We start from the raw sequence: 17,312 nt of genomic DNA on the forward strand, positions 1-17,312 counted from the left end.
ATATCAATTACCTTGTTTATCTCCTATTGACCCGGTGCAGGCTTCTCCCTGTGGCAGGCCGTTCAGCCATACCCGTAGGGCTTCGGTGCGCTGATGGGTGAGTTCTGTAAGATAGTTGCCTTTACACATAGGAAACATGCTGCCATAACTTTTAGCGGAGCCGGGAAACATGGCATCTACCTGTGCATCTCTGAACTGAATCCAGATGCGTTGTGCTTCTTTCAGATTTTTAATAAATGGTTTATTAGCGGCGTAGTCTTTCAGGATCAGCTGATAAATTTCATTTAGTTTTTTATCCGCATTCTTATACTCCTGCCCTGCCGTTTTATTGAGTTCTGACTGCGTTTGCGAGAATACGGCCATGCTGCCGGTCATCAGTAAAAGAAAAATAAAAACAGATTTCATGTAATTACGGTTTGAAAAATTTAAACGCATATACCATCGGTAGTTTTCCTTCCAATCCTTTGATATAGAACCGGCCATCTTTTTCGATGGTATTATTAAAACAATTGTATGGAGAATAATCAAACTCCCGGAATACCTCAAGCTGCAATCCCTGCGCGGTCAATGCGGTAATGATTTCACTCAGCGGATGATTCCAGGAATAGGAGGTATTTTGAATATCGCTGTTGCGGTCGGTGTAAGTACCGGTTGTTTGCTCTATGATGGTTTCCGTGTTAAAGTAATCGTATGTGATTGCTTTAAAATTGTCGTCAAGCATCCATAATACCGGGTGGAAATCTGCCATAATAAAATACCCGCCTGGCTTCAGAAAATGATTAATTACGGTTGCCCATTTATCGAGGTCCGGTAGCCAGCCTATAGTGCCATACGACGTAAATACACGGTCAAAAGCACCGGTTAAATGCGCGGGGGCGCTATAGAGGTCACAGCAAACAAAACGGGCCCGATTTTCCAACGCTAATTGCTTTGTGAGTGCATTGGCCTGTTGTATGGCAGCATCGGAAAGATCCAGTCCTGTTACGTTTGCTCCCATCCTTGCGAGCGACAGGGTATCCTGCCCGAAATGACATTGCAGATGAAGGATATCCAGTTGGTCTACGCTCTCCAGCAGGGCGAGTTCTATGTCTTTCAGGGAAGTTTGCCCGCTGAGGAAGCCTGGTACATCATAGAAATCAGATGTAACGTGTACCGCTGTACGTTTATTCCACAGCTCCCTGTTTGTTGATATGTAGTTATCAGAAATGTCCATAATGCGGATAAATGTTGGTGTATATGGATGATCCCAAAATAGCAAAAGTTTCCAATGGAGGAAACTTTTGCTGTTTTCAAATCACTTTTATGATTAAATCACGACCAGTTCATAGAAATCACCTGGTGTAAAGTATTGTTTGGCCAGTTGCTGCAGTTCTTCGGCCGTGATTGTTTTAATTGTTTTGATGTTATTATAAAAATAGTTTTCGTCCAGATCATTGAGTATCAGGTTTTTCCAGCGTTGGATCAACTGGAATGCGCCATCGAGGTCGCCAAGGATGGAACCTATCATGTAATTACGCACCAGGTCCAGTTCTTCTTTCGGAACCGGTTCGTTCTGCAGGCGCAGTAATTCTTTATATATTTCATCGATAGTCGCTTCGCAAACATCGCGGCCTGCTTCTGTCTGAATATTCAGCGCGCTGGTTTGGCGGAAGTTATACAGCTGGGAATAGATGCCATAGGTATATCCTTTTTCTTCCCGGATATTGCTCATCAGGCGGGAGCCAAAGTAGCCGCCGAAAATGGTATTTAACACCAGCATCTTTGGAAAATCAGGATGATAGCGGTTAGGGAAGTGCCGGGCTACACGCACCGCACCCTGTACGCCATTTTCATCGTTGAAGATCCTGAACTTCTTTTCCTCTGCGGGTTGTATCGGCAAATCCAGTTTTACCAGGTTGGTTTCACCATTCCACTTTGTGCTGCCAAAATATGTATTCAGCAGTGCAATTGTGTTGGGAGGCAGGTTCCCGGCAACAAAAATTTTGCAATTGTTATAGGTATAATGCTTTTTATAAAACGCCTGTAATCCCTCTGTTTGCAGGGCGTCGTATGCCATCATAGTGCTTACACGGCCGTAAGGATGAAAATCTCCGAACAGGTATTTGTCGATAAAGCGATTGCCGACGAAATCACATTTCAGCAGATTTACAGCGAGTTTTTGTTTTTGATTCTGTTTATAAAGGCTCAATTCTTCTTCCGGAAATATCGGATCGAGAATTACCTCCTGCAGCATCGGCAACAGCACTTCTGTGTGCTTGGTCAGGCAGTGGAGGGTATAAGTAGCGTTTTCATGGTAAGCGTTACGGTTCAGGTAAGCGCCATGATAATCGATATTTTCGTTGATTTCCTGGGCGGTGTGTTTACTGGTACCGTTTTTCATGAGAAAGTTGGTAGCAGTGGCTTCCAGCACTTCGCTCTCATACCAGCTTCCTGCCGGAAATACCAGTTCCAGTTGTAAGGTATCCTGTTCTTCGGATTTCATGACATAAACAGGAATGCCATTGTCCAGCGTAAACTGTTCGTATGGCTTTAGTTTTATGTCAAAATCCACCGCATCTTTAATGGGAGGGGCTATCGTTCTGTTCATCATGTCTTATTTAAACTGTTATGGCCGAAAACAAGCCATGGATTTAGTTTGCAGCGTAATAGTAAATGGTGTTGGAATTCTTTTCATCGAAAAGCAGTTTAGCCTCTTCGTGTAGTTCTGCAGCAGTTACGACTTCGTAATTTTCAAATTCGCGGTTCATCAGTGCAGCATCTCCAAGCAATTCATAAAATGCCAGGTTGTTGGCGCGGTTTAATAAACTCATATCTTCGAAAGCCAGCAGGCTTTCTACGCGGTTCTTTACTTTTTGCAGTTCTCTTTCTGAAATTACTTCATTTTGCAGTTTTTCCAGCTCCTGTTGGATGGCTTTTTCGGCGTCTTTCATCTTTATGCCCTTCACCAGTTTACCTTCGATGGTCATTAGGCCGGCATCAAGGCTTCCAAAATGATAACACTCAATATTGCTGAAAAGTTTTTTCTCTTTTACCAATACCTGGTGTAAACGGGAGGAGCTACCTCCGCCGAGAATATCCGAAATAAGGTCTGCGGCATAATAACGCTTATCGGTGCGGGCGTACATATGATAGCATTTATATAACGCATCCAGGGGTACGTTGGCCTTTATTTCGAGTTTGTGGGCAGCTGGTTGTGGTGGCTCTGCCGGCAGGTTCCGCTGGTATTTTTCCCCGGAAGGAATATCACCGAACCATTTCTCGGCCAGGGCCTTTACCTGTTCTACCGTAACATTACCGCCAACGGCCAGGATCGCATTTACCGGCCGGTAATATTTAAAGAAAAATGCTTTTACATCTTCCAGTTTAGCATTTTCAATATGTGATAATTCCTTGCCGATGGTCATCCAGCGATAGGGATGCGTAGTGTAGGCCAGCTCACGCATTTTATGCCATACATCGCCATAGGGTTTATTGATATAATGTTCTTTAAACTCTTCGGAAACCACTTTGCGTTGTACATCCAGGCTTTTTTCATCGAAAGCCAGGGAGAGCATGCGATCGCTTTCCAGCCAGAAGCCGGTTTCAATATTTTCTGCGGGCAGCTGAATATAGTAATTGGTCAGGTCGCTGGTAGTATAGGCATTATTTTCTCCTCCAGCCATTTGCAGGGGCTCATCGTAAGTGGGAATATTGATGGAACCTCCAAACATCAGGTGTTCAAATAAATGCGCAAATCCCGTTTGTGCCGGGTTTTCATCCCTGGCGCCTACATCGTACAGCACATTAACAACCGCCATCGGCGTGGTGTGATCTTCGTGAACTATTACTCTCAGTCCGTTCGCCAGCGTAAACTTATTATAATGGATCATATCTTTTTATTGGTCAATACAGTAAAAATAGGGAATTAAGGATAGCTTTCAGCGTTTAGCCGTTAGCTTTTAGCAAAAATGCCTTGAAGATGTCGTGATGGATAAGAGCGTTTGAAGGGTTTAACAGCCTACTCCAGGTAAAGTTCTTTCCGGTCGTAATTGATGGTCAGGGTAAAATCCTTCCATACATCGTACCCGATGGAACCGGCTACCTCAGTGAATACCCCGAGGTCGTCGATATCCTTGCTGTAGCTCACAGGTACATTTTTCAGGCTGTGGCCACCTACTTCCAGTGAGGGAACCGAACTATTGATATAGTACAATACTTTCAGCATGTCCTGTACGCGGTCAGTATTGATAGTAGGCAACAGGGTATTGAGCCGGTTTTTATCCACATAGGGCCAGTTAAAAAGAATCCCATAGTCGCCACCGGTAGTAATATGATAATGACCGGCCAACCTGGTGCCGTTGGGCAATTGTATGGAGGCATCGATAACAGGAGTTGTGAAATTAAGCTGGAAATGCAGCAGGCGGCCGGTATTGCCTATGGGTGTTTTCCCTGCTTTGTACAATACGAGCTGCTGGTTGCGGTGGTCAATTTTTACAATGAAGGTTTTCATCAGGGCTATACCAATGATTCCGTCTACAGGACCCAGGTCATCCAGGTTTTCCAGGTATGCTTTTACGTAAGGTAAACGTTGCTCCTGAATATACAATACGTTGAGTGTAGTAACGGAGGTTTTGGCCATGGCGTTATTAGTACCGCTCATAAAGGCCTGGGATGCGCTCGTGAGGTGCAGTTTGGCGGCGGTGGTAGTGTTTAATACCGTTACTTCTGCCCCGCTGTCAAAAATAAAATGGAGGGTATCTGTACTGCCGGAAACCAGTACAGGAATGACCACATGTTTATCCACCAGCTGGAAAGGAATGACCGCTACCGGTTTTTTATTTTCATTTGCTTCCGCTGATGGCGTGCTTTTACGCTGTGCGTAGGCAGGCATGAGGACATTACAAGAAAATACGGTTACTATCCAAAAAAAACGCCACATGACACAAATAACGTCAAAGAATACTTTTTATTGGCAACTTTTTGATGAGCAGGTCTTTATCACGGCTTATCAGGCAGGTAGCCCGGGTGCCGATATTTTTTAAAATTTCACGGAACAGCTGGAGATTAGGCCCCAGGTTATTATTGATGGCCATAATGATATCCCCTTTTTTGAAGCCCGCTTTTTCCGCCGGTGATCCTTTGATAATATCGGTTACTTCTACCCTGCCATTGATCAGGTATATGATCAAACCTGTATAGGAGTAGTCAAACATATCGCGGAAATGGGAGTTGGGAATCATATAAATTTCCTTTTTGCCATAGTTCAGTGTAATATTAAAGCGCCTCAGCAGATCGTTGCCGATCATACCTCCCAGGAAGGGATAGGCGGTCACGTTAGTTTGATCATCGAAAATATAGGTTGGCACATTCCGGAAGCTGTAGTTGCCGATGCGAAATTCAGTAACGGTGGTCAGCGACATGGTCATTTTGCCTCCCAGGCCCTGGGCTTCGGTTTGAATCATCCTTTTGGTACGGCGTTTTTTTCCCTGCAATACAGCACTGTCGTTTACAAACTGGGAAGACAGCAAGAGGCACATACCGGCGCCGGTATCAAAGTAATACCGGTTGTTGATGGTTCTGATGGCGTTTTTTAAAGGTGCTGATATGAGCGGTATCTGGGTGAGTGAGGGCCTCAGCAACTGTCCGCCTTTCGGATAGGTATATTTACCCTTGGAATAAATAATGATATCTTCTGTATCATAGTCTATCGTTACAATAAACCTGCTTAGCAGGCTGTATCCGATAATACCATCTACCTGTATACCATATACCTGGCTGATCAGCTCATAGTCATTGATGTGAAAATCGAGACTGTCTACCGTAAGCCCCGGTAATTTCAGCGGATGATTGCGGGCAAATGATACAGGTTTAGAGCTGCCAAGTCCTTTAATGATCCGGTCCGAAGGTTCCATTTTGATACCCAGTCTCAAACAGGTGGTGGTATCGAGGGAAATACCTGCGCTGCCGGTATCGAGGATAAACTGCAGCGTATCCGGGTAGTCGCCTACAAGCGCCTGGATGATCACTACCCCGCCGTAGTACTGTTTAAAGTGGAAACGGGTAACGAGCATAGCTTCTCTGGTACTATCAGTGTAGGACGTGGCGTTTTCGGCTTGTGCTCTGGTTGATGTACCGGCTATGGCTGCCAGGAGCAGCATAACTTGTAACAGAATTGGTCTAAGCATACTGAGCATACTGAGGATGCAGGGATGTATATGAATCTAAATTTAACATTAAAAAGCGTTCGTATAAAATATTTTTATTACAGGCGGTTAATTAGCTAAATACTACCTTTGCCTAAGTTTATTCCCGGTTAGAAACATAGCAAATGGAACTTCAGGATTTATACAAAAAGGCGCAGGATTTCGGATTTCTGACAGCGGCAGAGGGTGTTTACCTGTTTGAGAATGCACCGCTGGCGGAATTAATGGAAATAGCCAACGAGTTAAGAAAGCAACAGGTACCCCATGGAAAGGTGACCTGGCAGATAGACAGAAATGTGAACACAACGAATGTGTGTACAGCCAACTGTAAGTTCTGCAATTTTTACCGCATCCCCGGTCACAAAGAGGCCTACATTACGCCGATAGAAGAATATAAACGGAAAATCGACGAAACGCTGAAGTATGGCGGCGATCAGCTGCTGTTACAGGGTGGTCACCATCCGGAGCTGGGCCTCAGCTTTTATGTAAACCTCTTCCGGGAGCTGAAGCAATTATATCCTGAATTAAGACTGCATACCCTCGGTCCCCCCGAAGTAGCGCATATTACCAAGCTGGAAAAAAGCACGCATATTGAAGTATTACGCGCGCTGCAGGAAGCTGGTATGGACAGCCTTCCCGGCGCTGGTGCTGAAATCCTGAACGATCGGGTTCGCCGCCTCATCTCCAAAGGAAAATGTGGTGCACAGGAATGGCTGGATGTAATGCGCGCAGCACATAAGCTCAACATCGCATCGTCTGCCACCATGATGTTTGGTCATGTGGAAACAGTGCTGGAACGCTTTGAACACCTCGTGGATATCCGCCAGGTACAGAGCGAAAAACCGGAAGGTCACTATGGTTTCACGGCATTTATACCCTGGACTTTCCAGGACGTGGATACCCTGCTGGCAAAGATCCGTGGCGTGCATAACATGACTACCGCCGAAGAGTATATCCGCATGATTGCCATGAGCCGTATCATGCTGCCGAATGTTAAAAATATCCAGGCATCCTGGTTGACTGTTGGTAAGCAGGTGGCGCAGCTTTGTTTACATGCCGGCGCCAACGACTTCGGCTCCATCATGATCGAAGAAAATGTGGTAAGCGCTGCCGGTGCTCCGCATCGTTTTACCTACCTGTCTATGCAGGAAGCTATCCGCGAAGCTGGTTTTGAACCACAGCTGCGTACACAGCTTTATAGATTCAGGGAATTACCTGCCAGCATAGAAGAACAGGTGATCAATTACTAAGAAAGATAATCACGATAGATAAGGGCATTCCGGTTTTTCGGAATGCCTTTTTTATTGTGCATAAATCATTCATTAGCAAATCATTAACAAGTGAGAAAGAATTGTTAAAACTGCCTGGTACATGTTACAAAATGCCCGTTCCTACGTCTAACAGGTACAAACTAATTAAACTAAAGGAGGGAATATGAAAAAGCTGGGTCTTATCATGGCAGGATTTGCAATCATAGCCATGGCAGCCTGTTCAAGCACCAAGGTAACGTCTTCCTGGCGTTCTAACGATGCACAACAGCTGCAAAAGGATAACAAAATAATGGTGATGGCGCTCGTACCTCAGAAAGATCGTACACTGCGCAGCCAGATGGAGAATTATACAGTATCAGAGCTGAGAAAAAAGGGATATAATGCCGTGTCTGCGCTGCAGACGTATGGACCTCAGGAGTTTGGAAAAATGACGGAAAAGCAGGTGGTAAAACAGCTACAGGGTAGTGATGTAAACCAGGTAATGACCATTGTAATGCTGGATAAAGGCAGGGAAAGGAACTTTGTACCTAATTATTCACCCTATGGCTATTATGGTTTCTGGCCTTATTACTCTATGTGGTCTTCCCGGATGTATGCTCCCGGATACTATACCTACAATACGAAGTATCAATGGGAAGGTAATTTGTATGATCTGAAGAGCGGACAGATGTTGTACTCTGTGCAGTCACAATCTTTTGATCCCCCAACAACAGAAAGAATGGCCGTTTTATATGCGCAACAGGTAGTGAAAGATATGGCGAAACATCAGCTTTTGGCTTTTAGCCGTTAGCTTTTAGCAAGCGATTATAAAAATGCAGGGGAGATGATGTGATCTTCCCTGCATTTTTTGCTAAATGCTAATAGCAAACTGCTGGTTCAATCCTTTAAGAGGGTCGGTTGGATTTTACGTGAAATCGATGTAAGTTTAACGCCCTTTTAAATCCAGTTGATGTTTGAGATAACCGTTAATGAAAACATATACCTGCGACAGTTACAGGTGCAGGATGCACCACTGGTTTATAAACAGCTGGACGTATCACGAAAGAGCCTGCGAAAATTTCTTCCCTGGGTAGACTACAATACCAATGAGGAACATTCCCTGCGTTTTATACAATTGATGTTACGTAAAGCCGAAGAGCAGGAGGCCATTGCACTAGGCGTATGGTACCAGCAGCAGTTTTGTGGTGTTATTGACCTGCATGGCTGGGATCACCAGTTACAGAAGGCAGAAATAGGCTATTGGATTGGCGAGTCTTTTCAGCGGAGAGGCATTGCTACCGCGGCCTGTAAAGGCCTTATCTCCTTTGCATTTAAGAAATTACACCTGAATAAGATAGAGATCCGCTTTGTATTGCAGAATGAACGGAGCGGGCAAATCCCGATTAAGCTGGGATTTGCCAGGGAAGGTACGTTGCGCCATAGCGCCAAACTACACGGGCAATATGTGGATATGGTGGTGATGGGAATATTGCGGCAGGACTGGAAACATTAGTTTTGTAATGTTTTCCTGACCTTACTGTGTTTTTTACCATAGAACTGATAGATCAGCATACCTATCCCCATCCAAACGATAAGGCGAAGCCAGGTATCCCATGGCAGAAAGGCCATCATAACAGCGCAGGTAATAATGCCCATGATGGGAACAAACGGGACCCAGGGGGTTCTAAATGCCCGGGGAGCATCCGGCATAGAATGCCGCATCATCCATACGCCTGCGCACACAATTACGAAGGCCAGCAGGGTACCTATGCTGGTCATCTCCCCTACCACCCTTATCGGTACCAAAGCCGCAAACAGGCTTACGAATACACAAAACAGGATATTACTTTTCCAGGGGGTACGGTAACGGGGATGTACATCCGAAAATATTTTTGGCAGCAGGCCGTCTTTCGACATAGCGTAAAATACCCTCGACTGCCCCCATAGGTCCACGAGGATCACCGAGGTGTAACCTACGATGATGGCCAGTATAATCATTTGTCCCAGCCACTGATAAGGCGTGTGTGCAATGGCAATGGCCACCGGCGCAGCGCTGTTTTTCAACTCCTGGTAAGGCGCCAGCCCTGTTAATACGTGCGAAAAAAGGATGAATAATACCGTACATACCGCCAGGGACCCCAATATGCCGATAGGCATGTTACGGCGGGGATTTTTGGTTTCCTGCGCTGCCGTGCTTACAATATCAAAGCCCAGGTACACAAAGAAAATAACGCCGGCTCCCCGGAGAATACCGGATATACCATATTCGCCGAAAGTGCCTGTATTTTTTGGGATATATGGCGTGAGATTGGCCGGCTGTATGTACTTCCAGCCAAGGGCAATGAAAACGAGCACCACGCCTACTTTCAGGGATACCACCACTGCGTTCCAGAGGGCCGATCCTTTGGTACCGCGCATCAATATAGCCGACATCAGCACAATTACCAGTGCGGCAGGCAGATTAAAGTAACCATGCGTAGTAACGCCATTGGCCAGGGTAACGGTTTCAAAAGGGGAATGCACAAATTGTGCGGGAATGTATATTTTATAACCGGCGAGGAACTCTACCAGGTAGTTGGACCAGCTGATGGCTACCGTGGCCGCACCAACGGAAAACTCCAGCACCAGGTCCCAGCCTATGATCCAGGCCAGCTGCTCTCCCATGGTAGTATAGGCGTAGGTATACGCGCTCCCTGCCACGGGTATCATGGAGGCAAATTCGGCGTAGCAAAGCCCTGCAAAGGCACAGCCCACACCCGCTACGATAAAGGAAAGTGTAACAGCGGGTCCGGCATTATTGCCGGCCGCAGGTCCTGTTAAGGAAAATAAACCTGCGCCGATAATAACGCCCAGACCCAGCATGAGGAGTTGAAAGCCATTCAGCGTACGTTTTAGGGTATGCTTGTTTTCATCGGCCGACTCGTTCAGCAGCCATGATAAAGGCTTTTTGTAATATTGCTTCATTAGTATACCCTACTGTTTTTGTGGACTAGTGTGCGAAAGTAGGATATATTTATGAATTTAAGCGATATCGCAAATACCGATGGCTTGTGTGAGAGAGGCGATCTGATCTTTGTGGGCAGGTATAAACTCCTGAGCCACATGGCCTTTAAAGCCGATGTCAAAGATCGCTTTCATAATAGCCGGGTAGAATAATTCCTGGGTTTCATCGATTTCATGACGGCCCGGAACACCACCAGTGTGGTAATGTGCTATATATTCGTGATGATCACGGATGTTGCGGATTACATCTCCCTCCATAATCTGCATATGGTAGATATCATACAGTAGCTTGAAGTTGGAAGAACCAACTGATTTACAGAGTTCTACGCCCCAGGCAGTGTGGTCGCACTGATAGTCGTGGTGGTCTACCTTACTGTTCAGCAGTTCCATTACCAGGGTTACTTTTTTCTTTTCTGCGTAGCCGATAATGCGTTGCAGGCCCTTGGTACAGTTGTCAATTCCTTCCTGGTCGCTCATACCGTTGCGGTTACCGGAAAAGCAGATGAGGTTCGTGAAGCCGGCTTTGGCGGTTTCGTCTATATAGTGTTTGAAATATTCTTCCAGTTTATCGTGGTGGGCTACGGTATTGAATCCTTTGGAGATACCCCACTCTGGTCCGTTGCTGGCCACCATGGCAGTGATCATGTCGTGTTTCTTCAGTATGGAGAAATCTTTCGGATCTACCAGGTCAATAGATGGAATCCCGATAGCTTTTGAGGCCTTGCACAGTTCATCCAGGGGCATATTATAACACCAGGCGCATACCGAGTGGTTAATTTTGCCCTTCAAAGGCTGGTCTACTGCGGCTTCATGTGCAGAAACCCTATTGGTAAGAGAAGATAGCGCTGTGGATGCCAGGGCCATAGTGGCTACTTTTTTGATCATATCGCGGCGTGAGTTTTCCTGATGCATAAAATAGTTTGCTTTAAACAGAGATCAATGTAGTTGAAATTATGCTTACTTGCAAGATCCCGCCATTTGTTGGGGCGAAAAAAAGGCGTGGAAATACGGATTTTATCTTTCACGTAGATCTATCTGCGCTCCAGCTTCGTTTATATTGTAACTTGCAGTTAGTATTCCAAATTTGGTAAGTAATTTGTTTAAGTATTGAAAAGCGGAGGTTGATATGGAAAAAAAATATACCCCCAGTTTATGGATCTGCATCCTGATGGACGTGATAGGATGCGCCAGTTACGCCGTGCCAGTTTTAGGAGAGGTCAGTGATTTTATCTGGGCCCCCGTTTCCGCCCTCATCTTTTATCGTATGTTTGGCGGTACCCTCGGCACTTTTGGCAGTGTTTTTAACTTCATGGAAGAGTTATTTCCCGGAACAGATTTCATTCCCACCTTTACACTTTCCTGGGTATTGAAACGGGTGATGGCCGGAAGAAGAAGCACAGTATCTGTATAACTATATTTAAAGACTAAACGCTTTTGTTCGGCAGTCATTTTGCTGAACAAAAGCGTTTAGTCTTTTTAGTAAGATGAGGTGGTTTGCCGGAAAACCTCCGGAGCCCTTAAAACCCTCTTCCCGGGCGGAATCCGCCTCCGCCACCCCGGCCACCGGGGAAGCCCATACGGTTACCCCGCTCTCCCCCCTTGGTGTTGCCACCAAACCTGTTCAGGAAGTAGGTGAAGCTCACCATGAAATATTGTTGTAGTACGTTGCTTTGCGTATCCTGTATGTAGTTGTCGGCCACAGAGCGGGATATGCTCACATACTGCCTCAGCAGATCAAAACCCTGTACCTTGATCATCCCCTGCTTTTTAGGGAATACATACTTGGAAACGTTGGCATTCCACATGGTAGAGGTAAGGTTATAGCCAACCGGCCGGCCACGGTTCATGGTGCAGGTAATATCACTGCCTATCATAAAGCCCAGCGGCAGGTTGATATTAAAGTCTGTATTGATGTTGTAATCCAGGTACCGGGTATCTGTCTGGTTTGCATTGGTAGCCTGCGTATAATGCACGGCGTTATAGTTCACACTACCTCCCACCGATACATCCAGCAACTCTTTGTACATGTAGTTTACGTTGGCTGATTGTGATAACTGAAGTGTACCTGAGTAACTGGTGTTGCCATTTACCATAATCACATCCCGGCTGTAACCTACGGTAGTACCGGTGTTCAGGTTTTGTCCGGGTGTTTTCGATAACGGGATAGAGTTATGCACCATCCCCCGCAAATTGTAAAAGCCATTCACATTGACAGGCCGCACCGTTTGTTTACCGGTGGTATTATCCAGTGTGGTGGCGTTGATGATTTTATTAATGGAATACGACCCGTTCAGCGAAGCAAACATACCACGGAAGGTGATATTGTTAAACTGGTTGAAATTAATGTTCAGATTATTGTTGAACGATGGCTTCAGATCAGGATTACCCAGTTGCACATACAGCTGGTTACTGTTGTCCGGCACAGGCGCCAGTTGCTGTACGGTTGGCTGTTGAGTACTTCCGTTATAGTTGATACGTAACCGCTTGCTTTTTGAAAACATGTAGTTGAAAGACGCCTGTGGCGCAAAGTTTACGGTACGTTGCTGAATTAGTGTATCCTTTCCCGTTAGGAAGGAATGCGTGGTATTATCGAGATGATTGAACAGCACATTCAACCCGAAGGAGTAATCATATTTCAGTTTCGTAGTACGGAGCGACAGCCCTGCCTGTTGATTGAGCGTGCTGTTGGAAAAAATATTACTCAGCGAATCGTTCATAATATTATACTCGCCCTTGCCATCATCATAATCGTAGGTATACTTGGTGCTGGTGCTGTTGTACTTGGTGACACCATAGTTTGCTTCAAGGTAGCGGTCTCTCCCTACAGGCTCGGTGTAGGTGAGGTTCACGCCTTCATTGCGGCTGTCGGTATTAATCTGGTTGCGTTGGTTAAACGCGTTGAGGCTGTCTTCCTTGAAGTAAAAGAAGCTGGACTTCACATAATTTTGCTGGTCGTTATTACTGTTGCTGTAATTGAAATTGGCACTCAGGGAACGGCCTTGTTTTTTAAATCTTTTGCGGAACAACAGGGAGCCGCCAATATTTGTATTATTGCCTGCTCCGTCGTTAACGGTAACACCTTTGTTGATCGTGTCTCTCGTTGTATTCAGCGACACGTTGTTGGTAACGCTGTAGCTGTTACCATTAGTGAGGGAAAGCGAAGGAGAAAAGATCAGGGAATGCATGGAATCGATCGTATACTCAATACGCGCAGCAAAGCGGTTGTTGCTGTTGTCTGTTTGTGATTTGGAATCTGAGTTGGTGTAGTTGGTGGTAGGATTTTTATCTATATCCTGTGCGAACGATTGTGTTTCCTGCTTCTGTTCTACATCTTTTTTTGTATCGTTAAAAAAGTAGCTGCCGTTTACGATCAGCTTCTTACCAAAATCCTGGTTAAAGTTTAAACCAGTATTCCAGTTACGGGTAATGCCGGCGTTATTGCCGCCACCCTGGTTCATAGAAACGCCCCGCATGCCGCCGCCGCCACCACGACCACCACCGCCTCTTCCGCCACCGGCAGAACTAAAGCTCATCTGGTCCTGTTGCGTATAGCCCATGTTGTTAACGTTGTTACCGCCACCCAGTAATGACATCTGTTGGTTTTCGCGGAAGCGGTTTAAGCTGAGCGACATACCATACCGGTCATCTGTTCCATATCCGGCGGTAGCGCGGCCGAACATGCCTTTTTTCTTATCTTTTTTAATGGTGATATTGATCGTTTTTTCTGTTTGTCCGTCGTCAATCCCGGTGAATTGCGCCTGGTCGGACTTCTTATCTATCAGCTGTACTTTATCGATTATATTGGCAGGCAGGTTTTTGGTGGCCAGTTTAGGGTCGTTGCCAAAAAATGGTTTGCCATCTACCAACACTTTGGTAACGGTTTCTCCCTGCGCGGTAATGGCGCCGTCTTTATCTACGGTAACGCCCGGCAGTTTTTTTAACAGGTCTTCCACTACCGCATTTTCACGGGTTTTGAAGGCGTCAGCATTAAATTCAAGGGTATCTTTTTTTACCACAATCGGTGGTTTTTCATCTATTATTTCTACGGTATTAAGATCTACTCCCTTATGGCCCATCAGGATGTTTCCCAGTGCAATTTCCCGGTGTTCAGGATTTACCTGTAATGCTTTGTTGAGGGGTTTATAGCCGAGAAAGCTTACATAGAGGCGGTAGGCGCCATCTGCCACACTGGTGAGTTCAAAATTACCTTTGGTATCTGTCATCGTGGTGGAGGCAACGCTGGAGTCTTTTGCGTTGAGCAGCACTACGGTGGCAGCCGGCATGGCTTCCCTGGTGGTGGAATCGGTCAGCTGGCCTTTAATCTTTCCTTGTTGTGCCTGGGCTTGAGCATGCAACATGCCCAAACCCAGTATCAGCAAGAGTTGTAAAAGTTTCTTCATAAATGAATTTAACAGGAAGGGGAAAGTTAGGATGAAATTTATTATTGTTGTTGCCGCTTACGTAATTTATCCATCTCCTGTTTCCTGATTTCTCTCATTTGTTCCTGGCTTACTTTTTCTGCGCCGGCAGGAATGCTGAGATCCGTGTCTGTTATAGCTTTCAGGTTTACGCTTTTAGCAGTGAAAGAGCGCCTGCTGCCTTCTGCCGACAGTACTACAACGTTGCTGCTATCGGGGAATAAGCCATTTAACGGGGAAAAGGTGAAGGGTAACTCTGTGGTATACCAAACGGTATAGGTATCGTCTTTCAGCTGAATGGTGGCCTTTTTACAGTTGTATCCGGCAATTTTCTTTGTCTTGTCAGACTGTTTGGTACTAGCGGTAAAGATAAAGGCTTCTTCTGTGTAGTATGTTTTCTTATCGTCGCCAAAGGTGCTGAATACCTGGTCATATTTTTTGTTGGCCAGGTCTACATATTGCGCGTTATTGCCGCGTCCTCCGAAACCACCGCCCATTCCCGGTCTGCGTTGATTGCGGTTGCTGGTGTCTCCTTCAGGGCGTTGTCTTCTGGCTCCGCCGAAATCCGGGCGTTCGGTGGTAATTTTGCCCATGTTGTTACTGAAGGTAAAGGTTTGTTTAAAGGTGATAACGTCCGGAATTTCAGGGGCATCATCCCCGCCTCCGCGCTGAAAGCCGCGCATGCGCTCGGGGTCTGTTTTAGCAGTTACTTCATATTCGATAACACCGGATTGTTGTGCAAATAGCGGACTGGTAGCCGACAGCAGTGCAGCAGCTGCAAAGAAGATGCGGATAGTTCGATTCATACCTGGTTGTTTTTGTTAGCACAAAAGTCCCGTTTAGCTTTCATTATTTGGGTTAAAAAGCTTTATTTACTGTTATTTACTGTTAAGGGCTGTCGGTAAGCGTTAATCTTCCTTATTTACTGTTAATTACTGTTAAGGGATTGACGGGTATTAGGGCGGGAATAGATAGTTTTGTAAGGACCTTAAAATCTTCCATGAGACAACGAATCAGAAATATCCTCATCCTCATGTCTGTTTGTATACTGGGTATATTTCTATTCCAGGGCTACTGGCTGTATAATTCCTACAAGCTAAGGGAGGAGCAATTCAGCAAGGAAATCAATGAATCGCTGAGGATGGCGGTTTTCAATAAACAGTTTTCCGATGTGCGCAGGTACATCCGGTATTACGGAAAAGATAAAGACTCCCTGAATCAATCCAGGCGTGGGTTGGCAAACCAGCTGGAAGAAATAGGGATGCCGAAGGGAAGGAAATTCCGGGGGCAGCGTGAGTTTGACCACTATCCTGGTCCGCCTCCGCCGGAGTATACCCGGGGGGACTCTCCTTCTCACGTTTACGTGGATACTTTGGCCCGGCAGATCTCTGAATTCCTCATTACCAGCAACTTACATAACGATAGCACCAATCTTGTAAAACTGGATTCCGTATTTAAAGTGGAACTAGCTAACCGGCAAATTGCCACCCCTTACCGGCTGGATACCATTCATCTCAGCTACAGCGGGTTTGACCGCGAGAGTTTCAGGGATAGTATCCGTCGCCGCGAACCAAGGCAAACGGCCAAAATTCCTTTTAACCCCGCCAGCAATCTTTTTGTGCAGGCCAGTTTTGATTCGCCGCTGCAATTTATTTTGCAGAAAATGATCTGGACCCTGCTCAGCTCCCTGGTGTTACTGGTGTTAACAACCTTGTCTTTTGTGTACATGCTGAGAACTATTCTCAAACAAAAGAAGCTGTCGGAAGTAAAAAATGATTTCATCAACAACATGACGCATGAGCTTAAAACACCCATTGCTACTGTGTCTGCGGCGGTGGAGGCATTGCAGAATTTTAATGCGCTGAATGACCAGCGGAAAACACAAACCTATCTCGATATCTCCAAAAATGAATTGCAGCGTCTATCCGACCTGGTGGAAAAAGTACTGCATATTGCTGCCGAAGAAAAAGAGGATATTGAGTTATTCCGGGAAGAAACGGACCTGAATGAAGTAATAGATAACATTCTTTCCAACCATCAGCTGAAGGCGGGCAAACAGCTGCAGCTCCGCTACGACAATAACCTGGCGGGCAAAACAGTGTATGTGGATAAAACCCACCTGGCCAATGCCATTAACAACCTGGTGGATAATGCCATCAAGTATTCCGGCGAGCAGGTACAGTTATATATTCAAACCAGCCTGGAAAACGGCATCTTAAAGATCCGGGTGAAAGACAATGGCATCGGTATTCCCAAAGTATACCAGGGAAGTATCTTTGATAAGTTTTTCAGGGTGCCCACCGGCAACCTGCATAATGTGAAGGGATTTGGTTTAGGATTAAGTTATGTGCAGAAGATTGTGGAAATGCATGGAGGCACCATACAGGTGCAGAGTGAGCCGGACAAAGGCAGCGAATTTACTATTATCATCCCTTCCGCTTAGGAACAATAAATAAAGC

General features: G+C 45.7%; 15 protein-coding genes. 5 read left to right on the forward strand and 10 right to left on the reverse strand.

Annotated features, from left to right (window positions below; all coding sequences use genetic code 11):
* Positions 1–3: 3 nt before the first annotated feature.
* From KE626_RS01130 to KE626_RS01155, 6 genes are all read right to left on the reverse strand, one after another.
* Positions 4–405, reverse strand: coding sequence for a lysozyme inhibitor LprI family protein (locus tag KE626_RS01130; protein WP_211971013.1), 402 nt, complete (start codon positions 403–405; stop codon positions 4–6).
* A 4-nt stretch (positions 406–409) separates the two neighbouring features.
* Positions 410–1,213 (reverse strand): class I SAM-dependent methyltransferase, encoded by an 804-nt coding sequence (locus tag KE626_RS01135; RefSeq protein ID WP_211971015.1) that lies wholly within the window; start codon positions 1,211–1,213, stop codon positions 410–412.
* A 93-nt stretch (positions 1,214–1,306) separates the two neighbouring features.
* Positions 1,307–2,587 (reverse strand): M16 family metallopeptidase, encoded by a 1,281-nt coding sequence (locus KE626_RS01140; RefSeq protein ID WP_249207187.1) that lies wholly within the window; start codon positions 2,585–2,587, stop codon positions 1,307–1,309.
* A gap of 43 nt (positions 2,588–2,630) precedes the next feature.
* Positions 2,631–3,869: a M16 family metallopeptidase gene (locus KE626_RS01145; RefSeq protein ID WP_211971019.1), complete on the reverse strand. Its 1,239-nt coding sequence runs from the start codon at positions 3,867–3,869 to the stop codon at positions 2,631–2,633.
* Positions 3,870–3,997: 128 nt separating this feature from the next.
* The gene (locus tag KE626_RS01150) at positions 3,998–4,870 is read right to left on the reverse strand and encodes an aspartyl protease family protein (protein WP_211971020.1); all 873 of its coding nucleotides are present in this window, start codon (positions 4,868–4,870) and stop codon (positions 3,998–4,000) included.
* Between the two features lie 61 nt (positions 4,871–4,931).
* A complete protein-coding gene (locus KE626_RS01155) occupies positions 4,932–6,137 on the reverse strand; it encodes an aspartyl protease family protein (RefSeq protein WP_249207188.1) in 1,206 nt (401 codons plus the stop codon).
* 170 nt (positions 6,138–6,307) lie between these two features.
* On the opposite strand from KE626_RS01155, the gene mqnC reads away from it, so the two are divergent.
* The 3 genes from mqnC (at position 6,308) to KE626_RS01170 (ending at position 8,945) form a co-directional block, all read left to right on the forward strand.
* Positions 6,308–7,432 carry a cyclic dehypoxanthinyl futalosine synthase gene (gene mqnC, locus KE626_RS01160; RefSeq protein ID WP_211971022.1) on the forward strand — a complete coding sequence of 375 codons (1,125 nt, stop codon included), beginning with the start codon at positions 6,308–6,310 and terminating at the stop codon, positions 7,430–7,432.
* Positions 7,433–7,616: 184 nt separating this feature from the next.
* The gene (locus tag KE626_RS01165) at positions 7,617–8,243 is read left to right on the forward strand and encodes a hypothetical protein (protein WP_211971024.1); all 627 of its coding nucleotides are present in this window, start codon (positions 7,617–7,619) and stop codon (positions 8,241–8,243) included.
* 159 nt (positions 8,244–8,402) lie between these two features.
* On the forward strand, positions 8,403–8,945 hold the full coding sequence (locus KE626_RS01170; RefSeq protein ID WP_211971026.1) for a GNAT family N-acetyltransferase: 543 nt from the start codon (positions 8,403–8,405) through the stop codon (positions 8,943–8,945).
* On the opposite strand, the gene KE626_RS01175 is transcribed toward KE626_RS01170, so the two are convergent.
* Together KE626_RS01175 and KE626_RS01180 are read right to left on the reverse strand one after the other, a co-directional pair.
* A complete protein-coding gene (locus KE626_RS01175) occupies positions 8,942–10,396 on the reverse strand; it encodes an amino acid permease (protein WP_211971028.1) in 1,455 nt (484 codons plus the stop codon). The two genes, KE626_RS01170 and KE626_RS01175, sit on opposite strands and share 4 nt — an antisense overlap.
* 57 nt (positions 10,397–10,453) lie before the next feature.
* The gene (locus KE626_RS01180; protein ID WP_211971030.1) at positions 10,454–11,347 is read right to left on the reverse strand and encodes a hydroxypyruvate isomerase family protein; all 894 of its coding nucleotides are present in this window, start codon (positions 11,345–11,347) and stop codon (positions 10,454–10,456) included.
* A 214-nt stretch (positions 11,348–11,561) separates the two neighbouring features.
* On the opposite strand from KE626_RS01180, the gene KE626_RS01185 reads away from it, so the two are divergent.
* Positions 11,562–11,846, forward strand: coding sequence for a hypothetical protein (locus KE626_RS01185; RefSeq protein ID WP_211971031.1), 285 nt, complete (start codon positions 11,562–11,564; stop codon positions 11,844–11,846).
* 106 nt (positions 11,847–11,952) lie between these two features.
* On the opposite strand, the gene KE626_RS34815 is transcribed toward KE626_RS01185, so the two are convergent.
* Together KE626_RS34815 and KE626_RS01195 are read right to left on the reverse strand one after the other, a co-directional pair.
* Positions 11,953–14,835 carry an outer membrane beta-barrel protein gene (locus KE626_RS34815; protein ID WP_211971032.1) on the reverse strand — a complete coding sequence of 961 codons (2,883 nt, stop codon included), beginning with the start codon at positions 14,833–14,835 and terminating at the stop codon, positions 11,953–11,955.
* Between the two features lie 41 nt (positions 14,836–14,876).
* Complete coding sequence (locus KE626_RS01195) at positions 14,877–15,659, reverse strand: hypothetical protein (protein WP_211971033.1); 783 nt, start codon at positions 15,657–15,659, stop codon at positions 14,877–14,879.
* A 194-nt stretch (positions 15,660–15,853) separates the two neighbouring features.
* On the opposite strand from KE626_RS01195, the gene KE626_RS01200 reads away from it, so the two are divergent.
* The gene (locus KE626_RS01200) at positions 15,854–17,296 is read left to right on the forward strand and encodes a sensor histidine kinase (protein WP_211971034.1); all 1,443 of its coding nucleotides are present in this window, start codon (positions 15,854–15,856) and stop codon (positions 17,294–17,296) included.
* The last annotated feature ends 16 nt before the right edge of the window (positions 17,297–17,312 follow it).

The organism is Chitinophaga hostae (assembly GCF_018224885.1).
GTDB lineage: Bacteria > Bacteroidota > Bacteroidia > Chitinophagales > Chitinophagaceae > Chitinophaga > Chitinophaga hostae.

Coding starts and splice junctions, on each gene's coding strand:
- KE626_RS01130 (WP_211971013.1), bottom strand. CDS start 405: ATGAAATCTGTTTTTATTTTTCTTTTACTGATGACCGGCAGCATGGCC.
- KE626_RS01135 (WP_211971015.1), bottom strand. CDS start 1,213: ATGGACATTTCTGATAACTACATATCAACAAACAGGGAGCTGTGGAAT.
- KE626_RS01140 (WP_249207187.1), bottom strand. CDS start 2,587: ATGAACAGAACGATAGCCCCTCCCATTAAAGATGCGGTGGATTTTGAC.
- KE626_RS01145 (WP_211971019.1), bottom strand. CDS start 3,869: ATGATCCATTATAATAAGTTTACGCTGGCGAACGGACTGAGAGTAATA.
- KE626_RS01150 (WP_211971020.1), bottom strand. CDS start 4,870: ATGCCTGCCTACGCACAGCGTAAAAGCACGCCATCAGCGGAAGCAAAT.
- KE626_RS01155 (WP_249207188.1), bottom strand. CDS start 6,137: ATGCTGCTCCTGGCAGCCATAGCCGGTACATCAACCAGAGCACAAGCC.
- mqnC (WP_211971022.1), top strand. CDS start 6,308: ATGGAACTTCAGGATTTATACAAAAAGGCGCAGGATTTCGGATTTCTG.
- KE626_RS01165 (WP_211971024.1), top strand. CDS start 7,617: ATGAAAAAGCTGGGTCTTATCATGGCAGGATTTGCAATCATAGCCATG.
- KE626_RS01170 (WP_211971026.1), top strand. CDS start 8,403: ATGTTTGAGATAACCGTTAATGAAAACATATACCTGCGACAGTTACAG.
- KE626_RS01175 (WP_211971028.1), bottom strand. CDS start 10,396: ATGAAGCAATATTACAAAAAGCCTTTATCATGGCTGCTGAACGAGTCG.
- KE626_RS01180 (WP_211971030.1), bottom strand. CDS start 11,347: ATGCATCAGGAAAACTCACGCCGCGATATGATCAAAAAAGTAGCCACT.
- KE626_RS01185 (WP_211971031.1), top strand. CDS start 11,562: ATGGAAAAAAAATATACCCCCAGTTTATGGATCTGCATCCTGATGGAC.
- KE626_RS34815 (WP_211971032.1), bottom strand. CDS start 14,835: ATGAAGAAACTTTTACAACTCTTGCTGATACTGGGTTTGGGCATGTTG.
- KE626_RS01195 (WP_211971033.1), bottom strand. CDS start 15,659: ATGAATCGAACTATCCGCATCTTCTTTGCAGCTGCTGCACTGCTGTCG.
- KE626_RS01200 (WP_211971034.1), top strand. CDS start 15,854: ATGAGACAACGAATCAGAAATATCCTCATCCTCATGTCTGTTTGTATA.